This window comes from Bacillus sp. OV166 (genome assembly GCF_900177675.1).
In the GTDB taxonomy this organism is placed as follows: Bacteria; Bacillota; Bacilli; order Bacillales; family Cytobacillaceae; genus Neobacillus.
On record NZ_FXWM01000001.1, the window covers coordinates 5,750,842 to 5,769,622 of the forward strand.

Sequence of the window (18,781 nt, forward strand, 5' to 3'; positions counted from 1 at the left end):
AATTTTTGTTTAGCTACTCTATTTTGATGGATTACACTATTTCGTTAACAACAATACGTGAAAAAAGTTTTTCCATATTATCCAGTTAAAAATATGTAAGTTCTTCAAATAAATGTATTAAATTTCGATAATATCTGCTATTCTATACTATGGTTCAAAATATCGTTTTGGAGGAAAACTAGATGAGAGCTGAAAAGAATAAAAAGAAAAAGAAAACATGGCTCCGCGTAACTGGAATTGTTTTTTTACTACTAATAATTGGAATCGGTGTTTACGCCTATTCAGTATATAGCTCATTAACAACTGCTGTCGAAACGATGCATCACCCTGTCGATCGAAAATCCGACAAACGTACCGAAGAAGTATCATTACAAGAAAAGGAGCCTTTCTCCGTATTGCTCTTGGGTGTGGACCAGCGTAAAGGCGATAAAGGTCGTTCTGACACCATGATTGTTTTGTCAGTGAATCCAAAACTAAATTCTGTAAAGATGTTAAGTATTCCACGTGATACCCGAACAGAAATAGTTGGTAAAGGCACCGAGGATAAAATCAACCATGCTTATGCATTCGGCAACGAAGAAATGGCGATGAACACGGTTGAAAATTTCTTAGACATTCCCATTGATTATTTTGTAAAAATAAACATGGAAGGCTTTGAGGATATTGTCGATGCAGTTGGCGGCATAACGGTAAACAATGATTTAGACTTTTCTCAAGACGGTTACCATTTTCCAAAGGGACAGGTAACTTTGAATGGCAAAAAGGCATTAGCCTATACTCGGATGAGACATGAAGATCCTCGTGGTGATTTTGGACGCCAATTACGTCAGCGTGAAATCATTCAAGGAGTTTTAAGAGAAGGTGCGAGCCTGTCATCGCTTACTAAATATCAAAGTATTTTTACAGCTCTTGGCAATAATGTGAGAACAAATCTTACATTTGATCAAATGATGGATATTCAAAAGAATTACCGTAGTGCGGCTGGTAACGTTCAGCAAATGACAATAAAAGGCGGCGGGACGAAAATTAACGGAATCTATTACTTCATCGTTCCGCAAGAAGAAAAACAACGGATTCAAAGTGAACTGAAAACACAACTAGATATAAAATAGCAAAAAACCTCTGCCGAGATAATAATTGGCAGAGGTTTTTTTTTGCTATTTAATAATTCACCCGAATCGAAACACAAAGGCACAAATTATATTAAAATGAACCTCCTTGCCTTCATCGTCCGTCACCCGCGGACAAATTAGGAGTTTTGTCCACGGGTGGTGCCTGACACCTTATTATCACGGTTTTGTCATGAAACTAGTAAGCTATTGAAATATTTGTGTAATATTATTGTGGTAACTTTTATATAACAGAAGGAAGGGGTTTTCAGTTATGAAGAAATTCCTAGTCATGTGTAGTTTGGCAGGTATATTATTATTCGGAAGTAGCAACGGCGCATCAGCAGCATCCAATACATATAAAGTTAAGAGTGGCGATTCGCTTTATCGTATTGCAAAAACATATAAAATCTCCGTGAACACATTAAAACAATGGAATAAACTTAAATCAAATACTATTCACCCGAATCAAATATTAAAGATTACTAATGTACCAGCTAGTAAACCGGTTGTTAAGAAAGCCAGCACTAGTGCAAGTAAAGCACCGAAGTTAAAGGTAGTTAAGACTTTAACAGTTAGTGCAACTGCCTATACAGCGAATTGTAAACGATGCTCTGGCATCACAGCTATCGGATTAAATCTAAAGAAAAATCCAAACCAAAAGGTAATCTCTGTAGACCCGAAAGTAATTAAGCTCGGAACAAAGGTCTATGTTGAAGGTTATGGTTATGCAGTTGCCGGCGACACTGGCGGTGCCATTAAAGGGAAAAAAATTGATATTTTCGTTCCTTCTCATAAAAGTGCGATTCAATGGGGTAGGAAAACAGTGAAAGTACAAATATTAAAATAAGCAAAGTCCCAAGTGAGTTTATTCACTTGGGACTTTGCTTATTTTAATTTAAATGTTAAAACTTAAGGCAATATTGGTTCTGTCATTGGTTCTGCTATTTCAATAATAAACACTATAGTTGTCTTGTTGCCGGCCGCATCAGTTACCACTAATGTATGTGTTCCCTCAGCACTAACAACTGTTCCTGTTTTCGTTGCTACTCCATCCAATGTTGCTGTTCCTTCATTAAAAGAGATCTTTACATCTTGGCTGTAGCTTTCGTTATTACTTACTCCGCTAACCACTGGTGCTGTTTTATCAATTGTAAACACAACTGTTCTCTTATTGCCAACAGCATCAGCTATCGTAACTCTGTGTGTTCCTTCTGAAGTAACAGCCTTTCCTGTTTTCACTCGATTTCCATCTAACCACGCTGTTCCTTCTTTAAAGGAGATGGTAATATCCTTGTTGTAGAATGCGTTATTACTTACTCCACTCACTACTGGCGCCGTTCTATCAATCGTAAAAACAACAATTGTTTTGTTGCCAGCCGCATCAGTTAACACGACTGTGTGTTTTCCTTCTGCTTTCACAACGGTTTTTGTTTTCACTGACTTTTTATCAATTGTCGCTTTTCCTTCTTTAAAGGAGATCGTAACATCCTTGTTGTAAACTCGGTTATTACTTACTCCGCTAACCACTGGCGCTGTTCTGTCCAGCACAACTACCGTTTTAGCTTTGCTTATATTTCCAGATTTATCTTTAGCAGTAAAAGATAATTTTAGACCAGCCTTTTGTTTCGGAATCTTGACCTTAAATGTTCCTTTGGAATCCGCAGGTTTTGCTGTATACCTTTTTGACCCAATCGCAACAGTGACTGTTGCTCCTATTTCTGTTTTACCAGATATTTCAATTGTTTTGTCTGAAACAGTATAAACCGTTGGAACGGCAGGAGCTTTGATGTCAATATTTTTGTAATATGGTGCGGCTAACTGATTAAAGCTTTTTTTCGAGGAAACAATCATTACTTTCGTCCTTGTCTTTACCTTACTGAACAATTCTCTTACCTCTTTATTATGCATCCGGATACATCCACCAGAGACATATTTTCCAATCGAACTTTCATTATTATTACCATGTATTGCGTACGGATATCCGCCATTCTCTTTTTTACTTAAACCCATCCAGCGGTTTCCTAATGGATTACGCGGATCGCCGCCAGCAATATGTTTTTTATAGTAAGGTCTGTTTACAATTTTTTCTCTTATGTAAAAAGTTCCTTCCGGGGTGAGTCTTGAAGTTCTTCCTGTTGCCACCCTGTATGTTTTTATTAATTTACCATTCTCGTAAAATGCGAGTTTATTAACCTTTTTGTTAATAATAATTAGTTGTTTCTTAGTTGTACTAGCCTCAGCCTCTTGGGCGTTGGGAAAAACTGAAAATCCCAAGCATAAAATAATAAATCCAATCAGAAAACGTTTAAACACAAGTACATCCCCCTTATAATTACCATTAATTACTACGATACCATAATTAATGTTTTAATAGGAAAGATTAACTAGATATATATTTCGGCAATTTTTTACAAACTTCTCACATCATCAAAATACAAAATTCACCATAAAAAAATAAGAAGATCCATTGAATCATGGCGACTGACACCACAACGACACCAATAACACAAATAACGTCATTTCTCGGGAAATACCACCAATTATTTTGGGGTTGACAGGCATTGTTTACTTTATGTAGAAAAATTGGAGAAAATATGGATTTATTGTCGCTTTTTGTAGTAGGATATTAATAGTTTCAAATCAATCTAGGATCATTGGAGGGCCGCAAGATGCTGACTACCGCCCAACAAAAAGTGAAGCAGGAGCTTGAAGAGCTGCAGATTAACGCCCTTGTCCATCACAACGAGAAAACTGTTATTCCCCGTAAAAGCCATTCTCTTAAAAAGTGGATGTTTATGATCATCTCAATTCTCGTGTTGATTGTAGCCTGTTCTCTATTAATAAAAGGCTATTGGACTCAAGAACAGACACAACTAGTCTCCTATTTGACGACAGTGAATGACTATAATGAACAAAGTGAAAAAATACTTAATGACTTCCTCAATGAAAAGATTGACAATATAGAGCAAGGGAAAGCAAAGCAAATAGATCTTATATCTAAAGTAACAAACTTAAAGACCTCAACTAGCTTTCATGAACACCAACAAGATTTAATTTCTGTCATCGAACACCGTCTAGACATGATGACGAACCTTGAGGACCCAAAACATTCAGAACAACAATTAAATAAATATTTAATCGAACTCAGTGTGAAGCAGGAAATAGCTGCAGAAAGTCTTACCAAAGGTTTTGAGAAAGAAAAGATTAAGTACATACTAAGAGAAAATGGAACCATCCAGTACTGGATAAAATCAAAATCTTATGATGTTGAAAAATGACAAAAAGAGGTTGCGGGCTCACCCGGCAACCTCTTTCCTTTTATTCTACGCTTTGCGTCAATTCTGCGATTTGACCTTCCTGAACCATCGCCAACTGGCTCATTAATCGTTTTTGGTGTATTTTTTCTAAAATAAAGAGACTCAAGTGAATAATTAAAACACCAAGGGTGAAATATTCGACCGCATAATCGATATAGTACCATGAAAGAGTTGCTGTGATATCGTATAAAGCATGGACAATAACGGTTAGCCAAAGGTTCCGGGTCCATAATAGGATAATTCCAAACATCAAGCCCATATTTGCGAAGGTTACAATCGCCCCAATTCGGATTGCCCATGGCTGCTCCGTATCGAGCGTATGGTCTATGCCGAAAAGAATAGAGGTGATAAACAGCGCCGCCATTAGAAAAACATCTCTTGAGCCACTCTCCCAACGCCGCGGAAACAACTTTTTACATACCACAAGCAGTAGAATTATATAAGCCAGCCGCCAAACCTCTTCCAGGCCAGCTAGTGTGTCGTTATATAAATCATATCCAATTGTATCTACCTTTTCAAAAATGGACCAGTTTGGATCATCCGGAAGGCCAGCATCCACTCCATCTTCCACATCAAAGGCTTGCGACTCCGTATAGTCTTGAACATATTGATCATAATCCTTATTAAAATCCTCAAATGTGATACTAGAGTACACATTAACAATCGTACTCCCAAAGAAGAAAATGAGAAAAGCACCCGTGAATTGAAGCATGATCTGGCGCGGACTTTTCTGATGACCCTGCTGACTCCCCAGTCTCCGGTAAATCTTCCAACCGATAAAAAAGGAGGACACCATGACGGCATCATATAAGGTACTGGCCATAGAACTGTAACGAGTAAGATAAAGAAGAACCTCTGCCCCGATGGTTACAATGATCATTGAAAATAGCAGCTTTTTTGAAATCGGTTTTGTTAAATTCGTTATCATTCTCATCATCCCCTACCTGAAAAATTTGGCGGAGAAATCCGTTTCCCCTTACCTGCCTAATATCTTTACTGCAATGATCCCGAACGCATTAAAAAAAAGCAGGAAAAAGAAACAAGCAATCGTCCACTTCCATTTTCTCGTCACGAAATGATCCCCTCTTTTTCAAAAAAAATATATTAGTAATAATTTAACATATTGGTAGGTAAATATCACGAAAATAATGATTCCTTTTTATTACCATAAATAATTTACCGATAGTCTTCTATTCCAAACGGTCGAAACATATATTTAATAAAAATAAAGAGTTTGATAGAGTCTCAAAAACCAATCAAGCTTTTCCTTTTAAAATTTACAAAAAGCTATTTCCAATTTACACTCATTTATATAAAAATTTACAATTAATAATTACGAGATAGGAGATTGTTACTATGAGACGTCTTTTTTCGATCCTTGTTTTAATCGCTGTGATTTTTATTCTATCAGCCACAAATCCTGAGCGCTCTGCCTATATCGACTGGGCCAATCACAAAACAATGGATAAATCATCGAGTCTGATAGAAAAGGGATTATTATCTGTAGCTGGGAAATCCATTTTTGATGCAGGAACAACGCAAAAGGATTATTTTATTTTCTCCATCTACAAAACCGATTTTTCCAAAGTAGGCCTGGGAAAAGTCACATCGATTGGCATCTTCAATAAATTCATTACAATCTCGAGTAAAGAATAATCGATAGTCAAAAGCCGGTCTCTTTAGGGACTGGCTCATTTTTTTTAAAAGGACCAAACATCAGCAAAAGCCCTTGTTTGGTCCTCTTTCATTTATTCAACTTTTTCCACATGAAAAACGGGGACGCGAACCGATTCGCCGTTTTCGTCGGTAATATCCTCATAACTATTGAAGGTACCAATAACGGTATAATTCTCATAGATTGTGAAATCGGAATCTCCCTTTAATAACAAATACGTTTTCTCCCATAGTCCCGTGCTATTGTTATAGGTTTCCGATAAGGTTACCAAGGCCCCTCCATTTTGGACTGTATCTGCGAAAGCAGTGAAGCGAACCTTCTCCCCATAATAGTTGGCTATATCTGTGACTTGTATATCAACATAGTCTACCTTTATACTAGAAAACTGATATTCCCCGCTACCATCGGGTTCAAAGTAAGCGAGCTCCCCTTCACCCTGTCCAACAGGATTATCTACAACCAATACTTGCTCTGATTCGAAAGTTAGCTTATCCGCTTCCACATCGAGAATCTTACCCATCGAACCGCCGCTGACTTCATAGGCTATATAATGATGCTTCCGTTCGGTTGACTTTGCCTCAATATAAAGGACTGGATTGTTAGAAGTGCTGAAGTTACTATTAAAAGCCAACTTATTAATGGACGCTGCCCCTTCGATCGACCCCTCGGTTACAACCATTGCTTCCTCTCCGGTAAGCTTTCCAAAATATATGCCGCCGTCCTTGGAGATTGCTGCAACGACGCTGTCTGCGCCCCATTTGTTTTTTGCATTTATAACGTTCGGAAACTCTTTTCCTGGATACAGACGTTTTAAAACGCGAATGGGTTCATATTTATCCCAAGCAAGATTGGCACTCGCAATAGATTCAGTCGTGTCCTTTAGTGGTTTTAATGCTTCAAAGATACTAATTGCATCCTCGTATTTATTAGCCTCTGTGAGATTCTCCGCTTTAACGAATAGATCAGATGTTGTTTTTTCAATATAAGCAAATACATCGGCACCATTCATATTCGCTTCTAACTTTTTGATTGAATTTGCTGCTTCGGCAAATGCGCCATAATCCTTTTTATCGATCGCAGCCTTTACAATCCTTAACAAGTTCGAATCAAGGGTTTGCTCAAGCCAGCTAGAATCCAACGACAATATTCTTAGTGCACTAAACTGCCTGCTCCCCTCGTCAATAATCGATGAGACAGTGCCAGTTTCAACCATTTTATTTATCTTTGCCGCGTAATAGTTTTTGAATGAAGATTGGATCGCTTCTGTCTTAGCTGACAAACGACTGCCGTAATATTCTGCTGGAATCTTATTGAGGACTGTAAAAATCTCCTCCTCTTCAGAAATGTCATTAGCCGTTTCATTCATTAATTTATCAAGATTTTCCTTTTTAATCGTGGAAAAATAACCCTTCATATCCGTATCTAGCTTCGTCAACGCCACCATTTCCCCGTACATATCCTTTTGAACATTGGTGCCTGACACCCACTTTTTCTCGCTTTCCTTCCAACGATCGTATATTTTAATGAGGTTGTCGAGGTCATTTCCTTCATTATAATCAGCCGCTTTTTCATCTAGATCTTCCATGACTTCACGAATCGGTGACAGAATGGATAGCATGAAATTGATGTCTTTGTTATGGTCAGTGACAGAAACATTTAGCTTTGCAGCATGGAACTTTTCCTCTGCAGCGACTAATTCACCTGACTTAAATAATTTTACTGCTTCATTGTAGGTGTCAATTTTTTCATGTGCCAAAACGATTTTTGTGCTAACCAGCCCGAGCAAGATAACCAGCATTAACAAGAAAAAATTCCTAGACATATTCACTTTTCGATAAACGGTAAATTTAAACATATTGAGTAAGATCCTTTCTACGATACGAACTGCTTGAAATCAGGATCGTAATGATACCTCACCATAACTACACGCTTGGTTTTTTCCTCTAGACTGCCCCAATCAACTTCCGGGTTGGAATAGATGATACTGCACAGTCGCAAGAACCGGTCCTTTGGGAAATATTCAAGGAATTCCTCGATGAACTCTGAAAATTCTAGGATGTACAATTTCATTCGTAACGCTGAGCCGGCCACAGAAATAAGTGAATCCATTCCAAAATCGCTGACAATGGCCTCACGATACTTAATAAAGTAGGCAATACACTTTTTCGTAAAAAGCGTCCGATTAATTTTTAACACCTCAAGTGCATATTTTACAAAATTCGAATCATAGGATGAAGGAATAAGGGGTTCTAGTTCAAGCTCCATATCACTCCTTAGAACGATTTCATTCAAGACCATGATACGGCGGATTTTTACCTGATCACTCGCTATAAAATCGCCAATATCACGGAGCTTTTCATATGCTGGGGCTAGTCTCTCAGCATGAACATCCTCTTTGGCAAGTTCACTGTCATATTGAATACCTGCGGCAATTTTTCTAAGGTCGATTCGAAGTAGTTTTTTCAGTTGCATGAAATACTCACTTTTCATGAAGATGGAGGTAAGAATGACATATCCAATTACAAACACTACCCCGGCAATTAACGAGTAATATAACATTTTTACCGTTGGAGCAGCCAAAATACCTACACAAACAAACATTAAGATCCATATCGCTTCCGTAAATAAACGGTTTTTAAAAATCGACTTCACGAGCGTTTCAATTCCGATAAAATCTGAACCGCAATTCTGGCATTTTTCATCCCCTAAAACAGAATAACGGTTGCATTTTTTACACATCTTTAGCTTTTGAAATCGATATTTTGTTCTTTTTTTCTTGGAGAGCTGGACGGCCTGTTTAGCCAATCGAATCACCTTCATTTAGCATGATGACTAATTCATCATCAATACCTTCAAAATCACCGCTATTTCGCTTATTTTTCATTAATTTATAGGTTTTCCAACAAAGGATTAAAACTAGAAGACTAGTGAATACCACACCGTACATTTTACTTCTCCTTCCTGAGATCATTTTATATGAAAACCAATTATCCACAAATAATCCCAGATAGTTTCCAATAAATACATTATCTTATATTATAATAGTAGAATTATAATATATCTAGGGAATAATTGTTTCGGTATATAATAGGAAAGTGGTAAAATAGTTGTACAATGCAAAAATTGTAATTATTACCCGAAATAGGAAAAATGCAGTGGGGGTTGCACACAGATGTTAAGAAAATGTATCAGTAGTTTAATCGTAGTTGCGTGTCTATTCTGGAATATTTCCTTATATAATGTACACGCTGCAAGTCCGTTAAATTCCACTTCTCGAATAGAGGGAATGCTTGTCGTTGATGTCAGTAATTCCATGAAGAGCAGTGACCCGAAGAATATCAGTAACGAAGCGATGAAGATGTTCATTGATATGGCCTCCTTTAATGGCGATAAAATTGGTGCCATCGCTTACGCTGACGAAGTCATGCGTGAAAAAGCGCTTGTCAAAATCAAGTCCGAACAGGATAAGAAGGACCTAAAGTCGTTCATCGACTCCGTTCAAAAATATATGTACACCGATTTATCAACTGGGGTTAAGGAAGCCGTCAACGTATTAGATAGTAGTCACGAGCAAGGTTATTATCCACTGATCGTTCTGCTTGCCGACGGGAATAACGAACTAGACCCAAAGAAGTCCAAAACCGAAAAACAAGCGGAAAAAGACCTAGACCAAGCAGTCGCCGCCGCTAAAGCTAAAGGATATCCAATCTATACGATTGGCTTAAACGCTAATGGCAAGCTAAATAAACAGGTTCTCACAAATATAGCCAAGAGCACGAATGGGGAATTCTTCGAAGCAAGTTCTGCCGATAAATTGCCAGGCATCCTTAGTGAAATTTTCGCCAACCATTTAAAATTAAAAATCGTTCCGATTAATCAAATAGTAGGTAATGGTGATTTTCAAGATATCAAAATAAATGTTCCCAATGAAAATGTATTAGAAGCCAACATCTCATTAATGTCAAACCATCCGGTCGAGGTTAAGCTCGTTGATCCTTCCGGTAAAGAGCTCGCCATCCCTTCAGACCAAGTCCTACTTTCAAAATCGAAGACCTATTCTATGGTCAAACTGTTGAAACCAGTTCAGGGAGATTGGACACTGAAGGTTAAAGGGGTAGCAAAGGACAAAATCGATATCAACCTTGTTTTCAATTATGATTTACAGTTGAAGCTAGATAAGCTTGCTAAGCAAAGTTACAAGGCGGGCGAAACAGTTAAGATCCATTCCTTTTTTGAAGATAATGGTACACCTATCGCTGATAAAAGCATTTATCAATCAATGAAATCGACTCTATATGTGAAAGATCTCGATCAAGGGAAAACCGAGGAAGTAAGCTTAACAGCGGATGACCAAGGCTTTTCGGGTCAATTTAAGTTAGGAAACTCAAGCAGTTATGAAGTAGTGGTAAAAGCGGAAGATAATAGCTTTTTCCGTGAAACACAGCCGCAAAAAATAACGGTGCAAAACACAGCCAAGACACCTGTAGCAGCTAAAACCACTCAACCAAAAGAGGACACGCCGTTTCCATGGCTTTATGTTCTTGTTGGGGTGATTGGGCTCATTCTTCTTGCCCTATTTGCTTACAACAAGTTAAGGAAAAAGCAAGGTTTTAGTGGTCAAATCGTTGTGGAAGTAAAAGACGAGGATACTGGTGAACGCTCAAATCCGCAATACAAGCCATTAAAAGGTTTTAAAGGGAAGTTTCAGCTGCATCAGCTGCTGGGATTGCATCCTGAATTCGCTGAAACCAATCAAATTATCTTCAAGCCGCATGCCGGTGATTTGCTCCTGCTGATCAACAACTCGGACTGTACGATTGAAAAAAGCGGCCGGGCAATCGATGCCAAGAAAGGTCAGCAGATCAAACGAAATGACCGTCTGCGCATTGTGTTAAAGAAGGTAAATAAGTCCATTTATATTGAATATATAAGCTAACAAGAAAAGCGGAAGCGCCCGTTTAGCGGCGTATGGACTGGAGCGCTCCAACTGAGATAAAGGAAACACGGAGAGCGTTAGCGCATTCGTGCTTGACTTATCGTAGGGCGGAGAGCGAAGTCCACTAGCCGCTGGGCGCTGTAGCTGGACACGCCTTGGCCAAGTCTACGGTGTCAGGCACCGATAACTGAATCCTATTCAAATTATTTTTCGTCTTTATATATTAGTAGTTCACAGCTAGGGAGGAATAGTTGCATGAAGGCAAGTGTTAAAGAGCATATATCACAGTTGGAAGTCGCCCATGGCGGCGGGATTATATCAGAGAAGATCCGCGTTGATACGATTGACAATCCGATGCTTGTCATTGGGCTTGGCGGTACAGGAATTGATGCCCTATTAAGACTCAAATACCAAGTAAATCGCCGTTTTAAACTTCCAGAAGATCCCTTATCGAAAAAGAAGAAAGATAAACCAAGTAACATTGAGTTTTTAGCATTTGAAACGAATGAGCATGATCGTAATAAAAAATATAATGGGATTGGCCTTGACCCTCATAAAGAATTCGTCCTGCTTTCCAACCCAGAAATCGGCAGCGTTCTTTCAAATCGCAGCACGATTGAACCTTATATCAAAGACTGGTTATCACCCGAATTGTCAATAACGGATGGAATCAGCGGGGCTTCAGGCGTACGCCAAGCGGGCAGACTGCTCATGTTTACAAAAATCAATCAGGTAGTAACGATCATCCAAAACAAAATGGATGCCGTACTTGAAGGGTCTGGAAAACGATTATACGTCTTCCTACTTACCGGTCTTTCTGGTGGGACTGGCAGTGGCTGTTACCTGGATATTGCCTACATTATTAGAGGTATCATGGATAAAAAATTTGGGGCAAAAGGTGTCGACCGTTTGAGCATCCTTGGCTACCTTTTCACACCTGATGTGAATTTATCTAAAAAAGGAATCAACCACCATACGGCTGAATACATCCAGAAAAACGGCTATGCTGCCTTAAAAGAACTCGACTACTGGATGAACTGTGATGAAAGAAATGAACGGTTTATTCAGAAGTACGGCAATTTATTAACCGTGAACTCACAAGTGCCGCCGTTTAATCTCTGCCATTTAATATCAGGTACGAATACTGAGGGTAAATGGCTTGAGAATGCCTACGATTACTGCATGAATGTAACAGCTGAAAATATTACAAACTTTATGGCTAGTGAAGATAAAGGATCCGGCGAGGAATTTGCCATCCATGACTATATCAGCAATATCAGATCCAATATTGCCGGCATGCATAAGCCGTATCCAGCTAACTATCAATACAACATTATTGGCGCTTCCATGGCAGAAATTCCACTGGAAGAAATGACAACCTACATCGCCTACAAGCTGTTTGAAAAAATGGATAATATGTTTGAAGCAGGTCCTGAGCAATCAGATGTGGAGCAATTTGCTGAAAAACTGCGGATTGACCCTGATTCCGTTCACCAACGCTTTAATGAACGTGTACCAGAACCGCTTTCAGGCTATGAGAATAGTGACCGTTTCTCCTACAACAATGTCATCAAAACATCGGTAACCAATATCAATGATGAATTAGACAGAGAGTTTCTTTTAAAAGCAAAAGATCAGTATCGTAAATGCAAAAAGCAGCATCCAGGCGAAATCATGGAAGAATTCCGCCGGCAAATTGAGAAAATGTTTTTACATTCCAAAAAAGGCCCTATCTACGCATCACGTTTAATCTACCAGAAGGACGGGTTTTGCTTATTAACGACCCTGCAAACCTATGTAGAAAGCTTACGCGAACGTCTAGAACGTATGCCTAAAGCCATTCAATCGGCTGAGGAGTATACCTACAATAAACTTGAAGATGCCAGAAGTGCATTTATATCTAAGGAAAAGAAAAAGAATGCCTATATCGAGTCCAAGTTGAATGAGTATGATCTTCGCGCAGAAAAAGAACGAATGGAAGAAATGATTGAATTCTATGAAGATCTATATCAGCTAATCAATAGTCAAAACAACAAGATTTATGTGGTCTATAAAGAAATCCTCGATGCACTTAGAGGGATATTTGAACAGAACGCTAATATTCTTGTGAATGGTGAGGAAGTCAAACAACAAGATAATGTCACCTATTACTGGCATTTAGTCAGTGTACCGGATGTGGCCCGTGAAATTGAGAGTATGTTCAATTCAAAGGATGGAGAACAACTTGTCCAGCAATGGTCAGAAATGCTTCTCGAAAAGTCATCCTATTGGGTCAATGAATCAGATATCGATATCGTAGGTACCGTTTCAGAATTCCTAAGCGACCAGTTTGGCGAGTTGATTACGAAATCAATGGAAGACTTTTTAAGGCTTAAACACGGCGAAGATATGCCAATTGATCGAATCATCCAAGACAAAATTGCTGCCCGACTTGATGGTGATGCAACACCAGTGTTCCATTTAGATAACGGTCGTGGTGCCCTTCATTTCCCAGAATGGGGATTTGTATCCGTCCCAGTAAAGGCTCCTAATATTTTAAAAGGAGTTAAGGAATACCAAAAGCATTCGATTAGTGAATCTCATTTCACCATTAAAGAGAGTGAACTGAAGAATCGGATCTTCTGGTTAAACACAAAAAATGGTATTCCATTGTTCTCGTACTCCCCACTCTCCATTTATGAGGAGTCCTATGAAAAAACGATTTTAGAAAGAGAAGGCGTTGGCCGCCACCTTGTCCAAACAGATAAAGAAAACTGGGCCTACCTCCCTTCACCGATTCCTGAAGAATCATGGGGAGATACGTACCGCAACAAGCGCGTACAGCAATACAATGCCAGCATCCGTTCGATGTTTGAACAAGCGATGGAATTTAAAGTCATTACGGAGAAAAATTCCGATCACAGCACTAGTGCTCGCTACGAATGCCATTTTACAAAAGAGATGAACATTTCAGACTTATTTGCTCAGTACGAAATAGATTCAAAACAGTTAAACAAAGCAACCCTTGGCAGCCTGAAGCAAATCCTTCGACAGCTTAAAGACATGTTTAACGGCGGCATGGAGTCCAGCGGTGTGAGTGATATCTTTGACAGCACCAACTTGGAATTGGCAAAAGAAAATCTCATCCGTACACCTAAACTCATCGAAAAAGTAAAACTAGAAGTTAGAAAGTACCACTTAATTAAAGAGAAAATCTCTGAGATTGAGCAATATATTGCCTCACAAGAGGAAAAAGAGGTTTCTTTAACTCAATTCATTCAAGCCGTTTATACAAAAACGATTCGGAAACGCGGCGCCTTATACGTGTACGATAAAGAGATTGAAGAAGATGCATGGGAACCATTTGTGAATTTAATGAAGACAACGAAGTTTGTTGATTATGAACTTTATCATGCCTTTAAAGCATTGAGCCAAAAGAAAATGGATCAACTGCAAAAGAAATCAGATCGTCGCAGCAATGACATGATTAACCAAGAGAACACGACCGAACTTGTTACTGCTTTAGAGGAAATGGCTGCAACCTATTCAAGGGAAAAAGAAGCCCTTGATTACGATTACCAGGATTTAGTCAATGGTGAAGAAATATACAGTTTCTATAAAGAAATGATGCTTAAGGTTAATGACATGCTTCGTCAATTGAAATCATAAGAAAATAATAACAGATACTTTTACTTAGGCCATTTGCAGCTTTTGCATGTGGCCGCCTCTAATCTAGAAAAGCGAAAGTGCCCTGGTCAGCGACGTAAGGGCTGGACTGAGCCGGCCAAGATAAAGGAAACACGAAGAGCGTTAGCGCATTCGTGCTTGACTTATCGAAGCGAGGTGAGGGAAGCACTCTAGTCGCTAGGGCGCTGGAGCTGGACAATTCTCAAAGTAGAAAACTACTACTTTCTTCTCTTAGGGGGAAACAGCTTTGAAAGAACTCTTACAAAAATACGCAAACACCTTTTCAAACCAGCTGGAAAAAATGACATTAGAGGAAAATGAACAGCGCAGTGTGAACCATCCCATTGTCTTTTTATTTCTAGGCGACTCTGTCAAGGAAGCCATGACATCCATCATGACTATTAATGAAGAAAAATGGCATAACAGCACGGGTGTGTTATATTTCCATGCCTTTCAAACCAATACAATCAGCCACGATAACGTGTTATCCATTCAACTTCCAGATCATCATTTTGATCCCAAAACCATTCGTAGAAGCATTTACGAGTCCTTTTATCGGGATGAGAATTTGCTGATTGAACTAAATAAAACCTTCCGTAAACTTTCTTCCAAAATTGCTGAGTACGGAAAGGTCTATTCCTCACTAGTTAAACTAAACTTATGTGTGGTGACGGCCGTCGACGACCCTGCAAATATCCTGATTCAAGAATTTACTTTGCTGTTAAAAAGTATTTTACAAGAGTCTTTTCGACAAGTGGAAGTAGATTTATATGGATTAATAAAGGAAAAGCAGGATGGCGAAAATTTTGCTCTCTCCACTTCACTGGGGATTAGTTTTTTTAATGAGTTAAATCAGTTTCAACACGATAAATACACCTTTGAAAAAGAACTTCAGTTAGAAGAAGATCTGCGGCTTCCAGTCGTTCACCCTCCTTCTCCACTCTTTGACATGGTGTATTTGTTAAGTGATAAAAATGAAGATGGCTTAATTTCAAGTGATGCCGGGAAGCAAAACTACGAAATTATTAGCAATCTAAATCTCTTAAAAAACCGAAAAATGATTACCGATTATCATGAAAAGATGGACAGCTATAATCATCAGGACTTTAAACGTAGTTTCAGAGGAAACTCTGAGGAACCAGTATTCGCCTCAGCTGGCTTTTCCAAGGTGAACCGCCCCAATAAAGCGATTGCGCTTCATGCGGCCAGCCATTTTTTCCATGAACTGCTGACATCATTAAAAGCATCCAGCTCCGAGAAACGCGAAAATGTACTCGGCTTATTTGAGTTGACCGAGGCTTCTTTCCAGAAATATTATCATGACATCATTCCTTCGGATGAAAAGCTCGTGGATATGAATGACATGATGGGAGTGTCCAATTCCTATCAAACGGTAAAAAGATTGTCTGTCAAGGAGGCAGAAGAGCATCTGTATGAAGGTGGTACGGAACGATTTTTCCATACTAACTTTAAAGAGCCAGTCAGTGAGCATTTACAAACCATGAACTTGAAAGCACATATTGAGCGATGCCTCCATGAAAACGTGATTAATAATGAAAAATACGGGTTATATTGCGCTTATTTATGGACCTCTGATTCCACAGGCTCAAATATTAGCATACTGGATGAAATTCATAAAATGATTCGTGAAGCCAAAAATGAACGAGCGGAAGCTGAAGCACGGCTCGAGCAGCTCTATCATCGAATCGTGGATAGCTGTGATTTTAAAAAAAGCTATCTCCCATTTTCAGACAAGAAAAACCTAACTAGCTTTTTACAGTATTTTTTTGAAGAAGCTTACGGCTTAAAGTATCAAATGATCAAACTTGAGGTAAAGCAAGCCATCTTAAAGCAATATCATGTAGTGTTACAGGAAAACCACCAGTATCTGCGCGCGAAAATAGAGATTGTCGATCAGGTGGAATCATTATTGAAACAAGCAGCTGCGGAGAGTCTGTATGATTCGGATGAGTATTTAGATAAAAATATCGCGCAGTATTATGGACAAATGATTAGCAGCGTAACAGCAAAGCTAAAGGAAAAACGCGGTCCTCATTTCTTTTCTGAAGAGCGCTTTTTTGGAAACCTGCTATCATTCCTTGAAAACGGAGCGACCGACCTGATTGAAAGATTGCTGTTTGTCTGTAATCGTGAGGTATTGACCCAAGAGGAATTTCAGCGCAGCTTTGAAGATGAACTGTTAGAACGGGCGAATGTTATGACGCACTATGATAATCAAGACGTCCTAACCAAAGAGGATTTGTTCAAGCAATTAAACACGCGCTTAAGCGAAAATTCCTCGATTCATATTGAAGTTTTTAACTACAAACAGGAACACCGCTATGAAGAAAAATACTTCTTTGGTGACTTTCACAGCAAATTCATGAAGTTCGCTTTGGAAAAGGAACAAGAAACACGCCATTTTAAGGTGGGCTGTGCCCATGAGAAGAATAGCAGCGGAATCGAAAAGCTTACCCTGATGGGCGGCTTTAGGCTGAGTGACTTAATGTACTACCAAAGAGGGGAAAAATACTACAAGGCCTACACAGAAAAAGGATACGAATTCCACTCCAAAGCGGAAACACCCGCTTAGCGGCGTATGGACTGGAGCACTTCGACTGAGATAAAGGAAACACGGAGAGCAATAGCGCATTCGTGCTTGACTTATCGTAGGGAGAAGGGCGAAGTCCACTAGCCGTTGGGCGTTGGAGCTAGACGGTAATCAAATTTCAAGGAATTACCTTTAATCATTGAAAACGAACTCTTTTAGTAAGGAGATTTGAACATGCCTGTTCGAAAATTTAGTATCCTGTTTTTTGTTTTTAGTATCATTGCCGGGCTTCTAGGTGCTATCCTTGGTGAATGGTTAATCGAGTCCTATTATGGTGTATGGCCTAATATCCTATTAATGGGCGCCTATTTTGGCCAGTTAGCCCTGATCGCAGGTCTCTTCTGCTTAGGTGCTGAGTTAATTAGTCCCATTATTAATGGACGCAGTTGGCGCTTGGAATATTCGGGCCTTTCTTGGAAGATGCTGGTACCTGCCACGCTTGTCATGCTATTTGCTGCCGGCCTTTTATTTCAATTCTTAGATTCTCTTAATTTCTCAAATATCAAACCGCCAGACGATATCGTGATGGTCATGGATATCTCAGACAGCATGAATGAAACGGATCCTGGACACGAAAGCTTGAAGGCTGCCGGAAAGCTCATATCCAATATGAAGCCGACCCACCGTGCCTCCGTTATTTCTTTTAACGAAGATGCTAATATTACAAAATCGATGTTTAAGGTCAGTGATAAACAAGAACGCACCGATGCGATTGAGCAAATCAATCGTTTACAAGCTACAGGAAGCACCGATATTGGCAACGCCTTGGACACAGCTATTCAAGAGATTGATGACCACAAAAAAAATGGACGAAAACCAATGGTCATTCTGTTCTCAGATGGTTATAGCGAACTTGACCTTGATACAGTGGTAGAGCCATACCAGAATAAGGACATTGTCATAAATACGATTGGGATGAGCAAGATTGATAAAGGAGGAGCCCAATTACTTAAATTAATTGCTTCGCGGACCGGTGGTTCCTTCTATGATGTAAAAAATGCCAATGAATTAACGAACGTATTTGAAAAAATTTACTTAGAAAACCAGGACCGTTTGCTTGTGACCCAAAGACACGGATTGTTTCAAGACAGCACCTATCTCGCCATTCTCCGAGTGGTCTTAATCACGTTAATCGGCGGATTGTTTGGTCTCGCGCTTGGAATAATTTTCGACAATCGTTATTTAGCGAAAAGCTATGCTATTACTGGGGTGTTTGCTGGACTATTAGCAGGATTGGTACTCGAACTTGGTTTGCAAGATAGCCTGCAGTCAGGATTTTCTTACCGCCTCGCTGCCGATATTCTCTTAACTGCGTTAACTGGTCTTGGAACGCTGATTATTCCGATTCGTGAAAAGTTTTCGGGCAGTGCGCAGCGTAACACCAGTGGGTCCGATTTTTCCGTAAAAAGAAATTCATCAAAAAGGGATCATTTTAAAAAGGGATTTTGATGGACAGCGTTCAGG

The 18,781-nt window shown here is 39.2% G+C and carries 13 protein-coding genes; 8 read left to right on the forward strand and 5 right to left on the reverse strand.

Features of this window, described 5'->3' with window-relative positions; all coding sequences use genetic code 11:
• Window positions 1–182: 182 nt before the first annotated feature.
• A complete protein-coding gene (locus tag CCK98_RS28350; RefSeq protein ID WP_088089654.1) occupies window positions 183–1,112 on the forward strand; it encodes a LytR family transcriptional regulator in 930 nt (309 codons plus the stop codon).
• Window positions 1,113–1,383: 271 nt separating this feature from the next.
• Window positions 1,384–1,959, forward strand: coding sequence for a 3D domain-containing protein (locus CCK98_RS28355; RefSeq protein WP_088089655.1), 576 nt, complete (start codon window positions 1,384–1,386; stop codon window positions 1,957–1,959).
• Between the two features lie 62 nt (window positions 1,960–2,021).
• Here the strand turns inward: CCK98_RS28355 and CCK98_RS28360 are convergent, their stop codons facing one another.
• Window positions 2,022–3,425: a L,D-transpeptidase family protein gene (locus tag CCK98_RS28360; RefSeq protein ID WP_179195954.1), complete on the reverse strand. Its 1,404-nt coding sequence runs from the start codon at window positions 3,423–3,425 to the stop codon at window positions 2,022–2,024.
• A gap of 356 nt (window positions 3,426–3,781) precedes the next feature.
• Here CCK98_RS28360 and CCK98_RS28365 point away from each other — a divergent pair, with 356 nt between their 5' ends.
• Complete coding sequence (locus tag CCK98_RS28365) at window positions 3,782–4,390, forward strand: hypothetical protein (protein WP_088089656.1); 609 nt, start codon at window positions 3,782–3,784, stop codon at window positions 4,388–4,390.
• 40 nt (window positions 4,391–4,430) lie between these two features.
• Here CCK98_RS28365 and CCK98_RS28370 read toward each other — a convergent pair whose 3' ends face one another.
• Entirely contained in the window at window positions 4,431–5,357 is a 927-nt protein-coding gene (locus tag CCK98_RS28370; protein WP_179195955.1) for a CPBP family intramembrane glutamic endopeptidase, read from the reverse strand.
• A 428-nt stretch (window positions 5,358–5,785) separates the two neighbouring features.
• On the opposite strand from CCK98_RS28370, the gene CCK98_RS28375 reads away from it, so the two are divergent.
• Window positions 5,786–6,085, forward strand: a complete 300-nt coding sequence (locus CCK98_RS28375) for a DUF4359 domain-containing protein (protein WP_088089658.1) — start codon at window positions 5,786–5,788, stop codon at window positions 6,083–6,085.
• Window positions 6,086–6,177: 92 nt separating this feature from the next.
• Here the strand turns inward: CCK98_RS28375 and CCK98_RS28380 are convergent, their stop codons facing one another.
• Genes CCK98_RS28380 through CCK98_RS35685 form a run of 3 tightly spaced genes read right to left on the reverse strand, consistent with a single transcriptional unit; the run spans window position 6,178 to window position 9,051 of the window.
• Window positions 6,178–7,959, reverse strand: coding sequence for a hypothetical protein (locus CCK98_RS28380; protein WP_142292203.1), 1,782 nt, complete (start codon window positions 7,957–7,959; stop codon window positions 6,178–6,180).
• 17 nt (window positions 7,960–7,976) lie between these two features.
• Entirely contained in the window at window positions 7,977–8,909 is a 933-nt protein-coding gene (locus tag CCK98_RS28385; RefSeq protein ID WP_088089660.1) for a hypothetical protein, read from the reverse strand.
• The gene (locus CCK98_RS35685; protein WP_168245755.1) at window positions 8,902–9,051 is read right to left on the reverse strand and encodes a hypothetical protein; all 150 of its coding nucleotides are present in this window, start codon (window positions 9,049–9,051) and stop codon (window positions 8,902–8,904) included. The genes CCK98_RS28385 and CCK98_RS35685 overlap by 8 nt, the downstream gene beginning before the upstream one ends.
• Window positions 9,052–9,276: 225 nt before the next feature.
• Between CCK98_RS35685 and CCK98_RS28390 the strand changes: the two genes are divergently transcribed.
• From CCK98_RS28390 to CCK98_RS28405, 4 genes are all read left to right on the forward strand, one after another.
• Window positions 9,277–11,040, forward strand: coding sequence for a VWA domain-containing protein (locus CCK98_RS28390; protein ID WP_088089661.1), 1,764 nt, complete (start codon window positions 9,277–9,279; stop codon window positions 11,038–11,040).
• Between the two features lie 255 nt (window positions 11,041–11,295).
• Window positions 11,296–14,688: a tubulin-like doman-containing protein gene (locus CCK98_RS28395; protein ID WP_088089662.1), complete on the forward strand. Its 3,393-nt coding sequence runs from the start codon at window positions 11,296–11,298 to the stop codon at window positions 14,686–14,688.
• Between the two features lie 265 nt (window positions 14,689–14,953).
• Window positions 14,954–17,299: a hypothetical protein gene (locus CCK98_RS28400; RefSeq protein ID WP_088089663.1), complete on the forward strand. Its 2,346-nt coding sequence runs from the start codon at window positions 14,954–14,956 to the stop codon at window positions 17,297–17,299.
• A 192-nt stretch (window positions 17,300–17,491) separates the two neighbouring features.
• Complete coding sequence (locus tag CCK98_RS28405) at window positions 17,492–18,766, forward strand: VWA domain-containing protein (protein WP_088089664.1); 1,275 nt, start codon at window positions 17,492–17,494, stop codon at window positions 18,764–18,766.
• The last annotated feature ends 15 nt before the right edge of the window (window positions 18,767–18,781 follow it).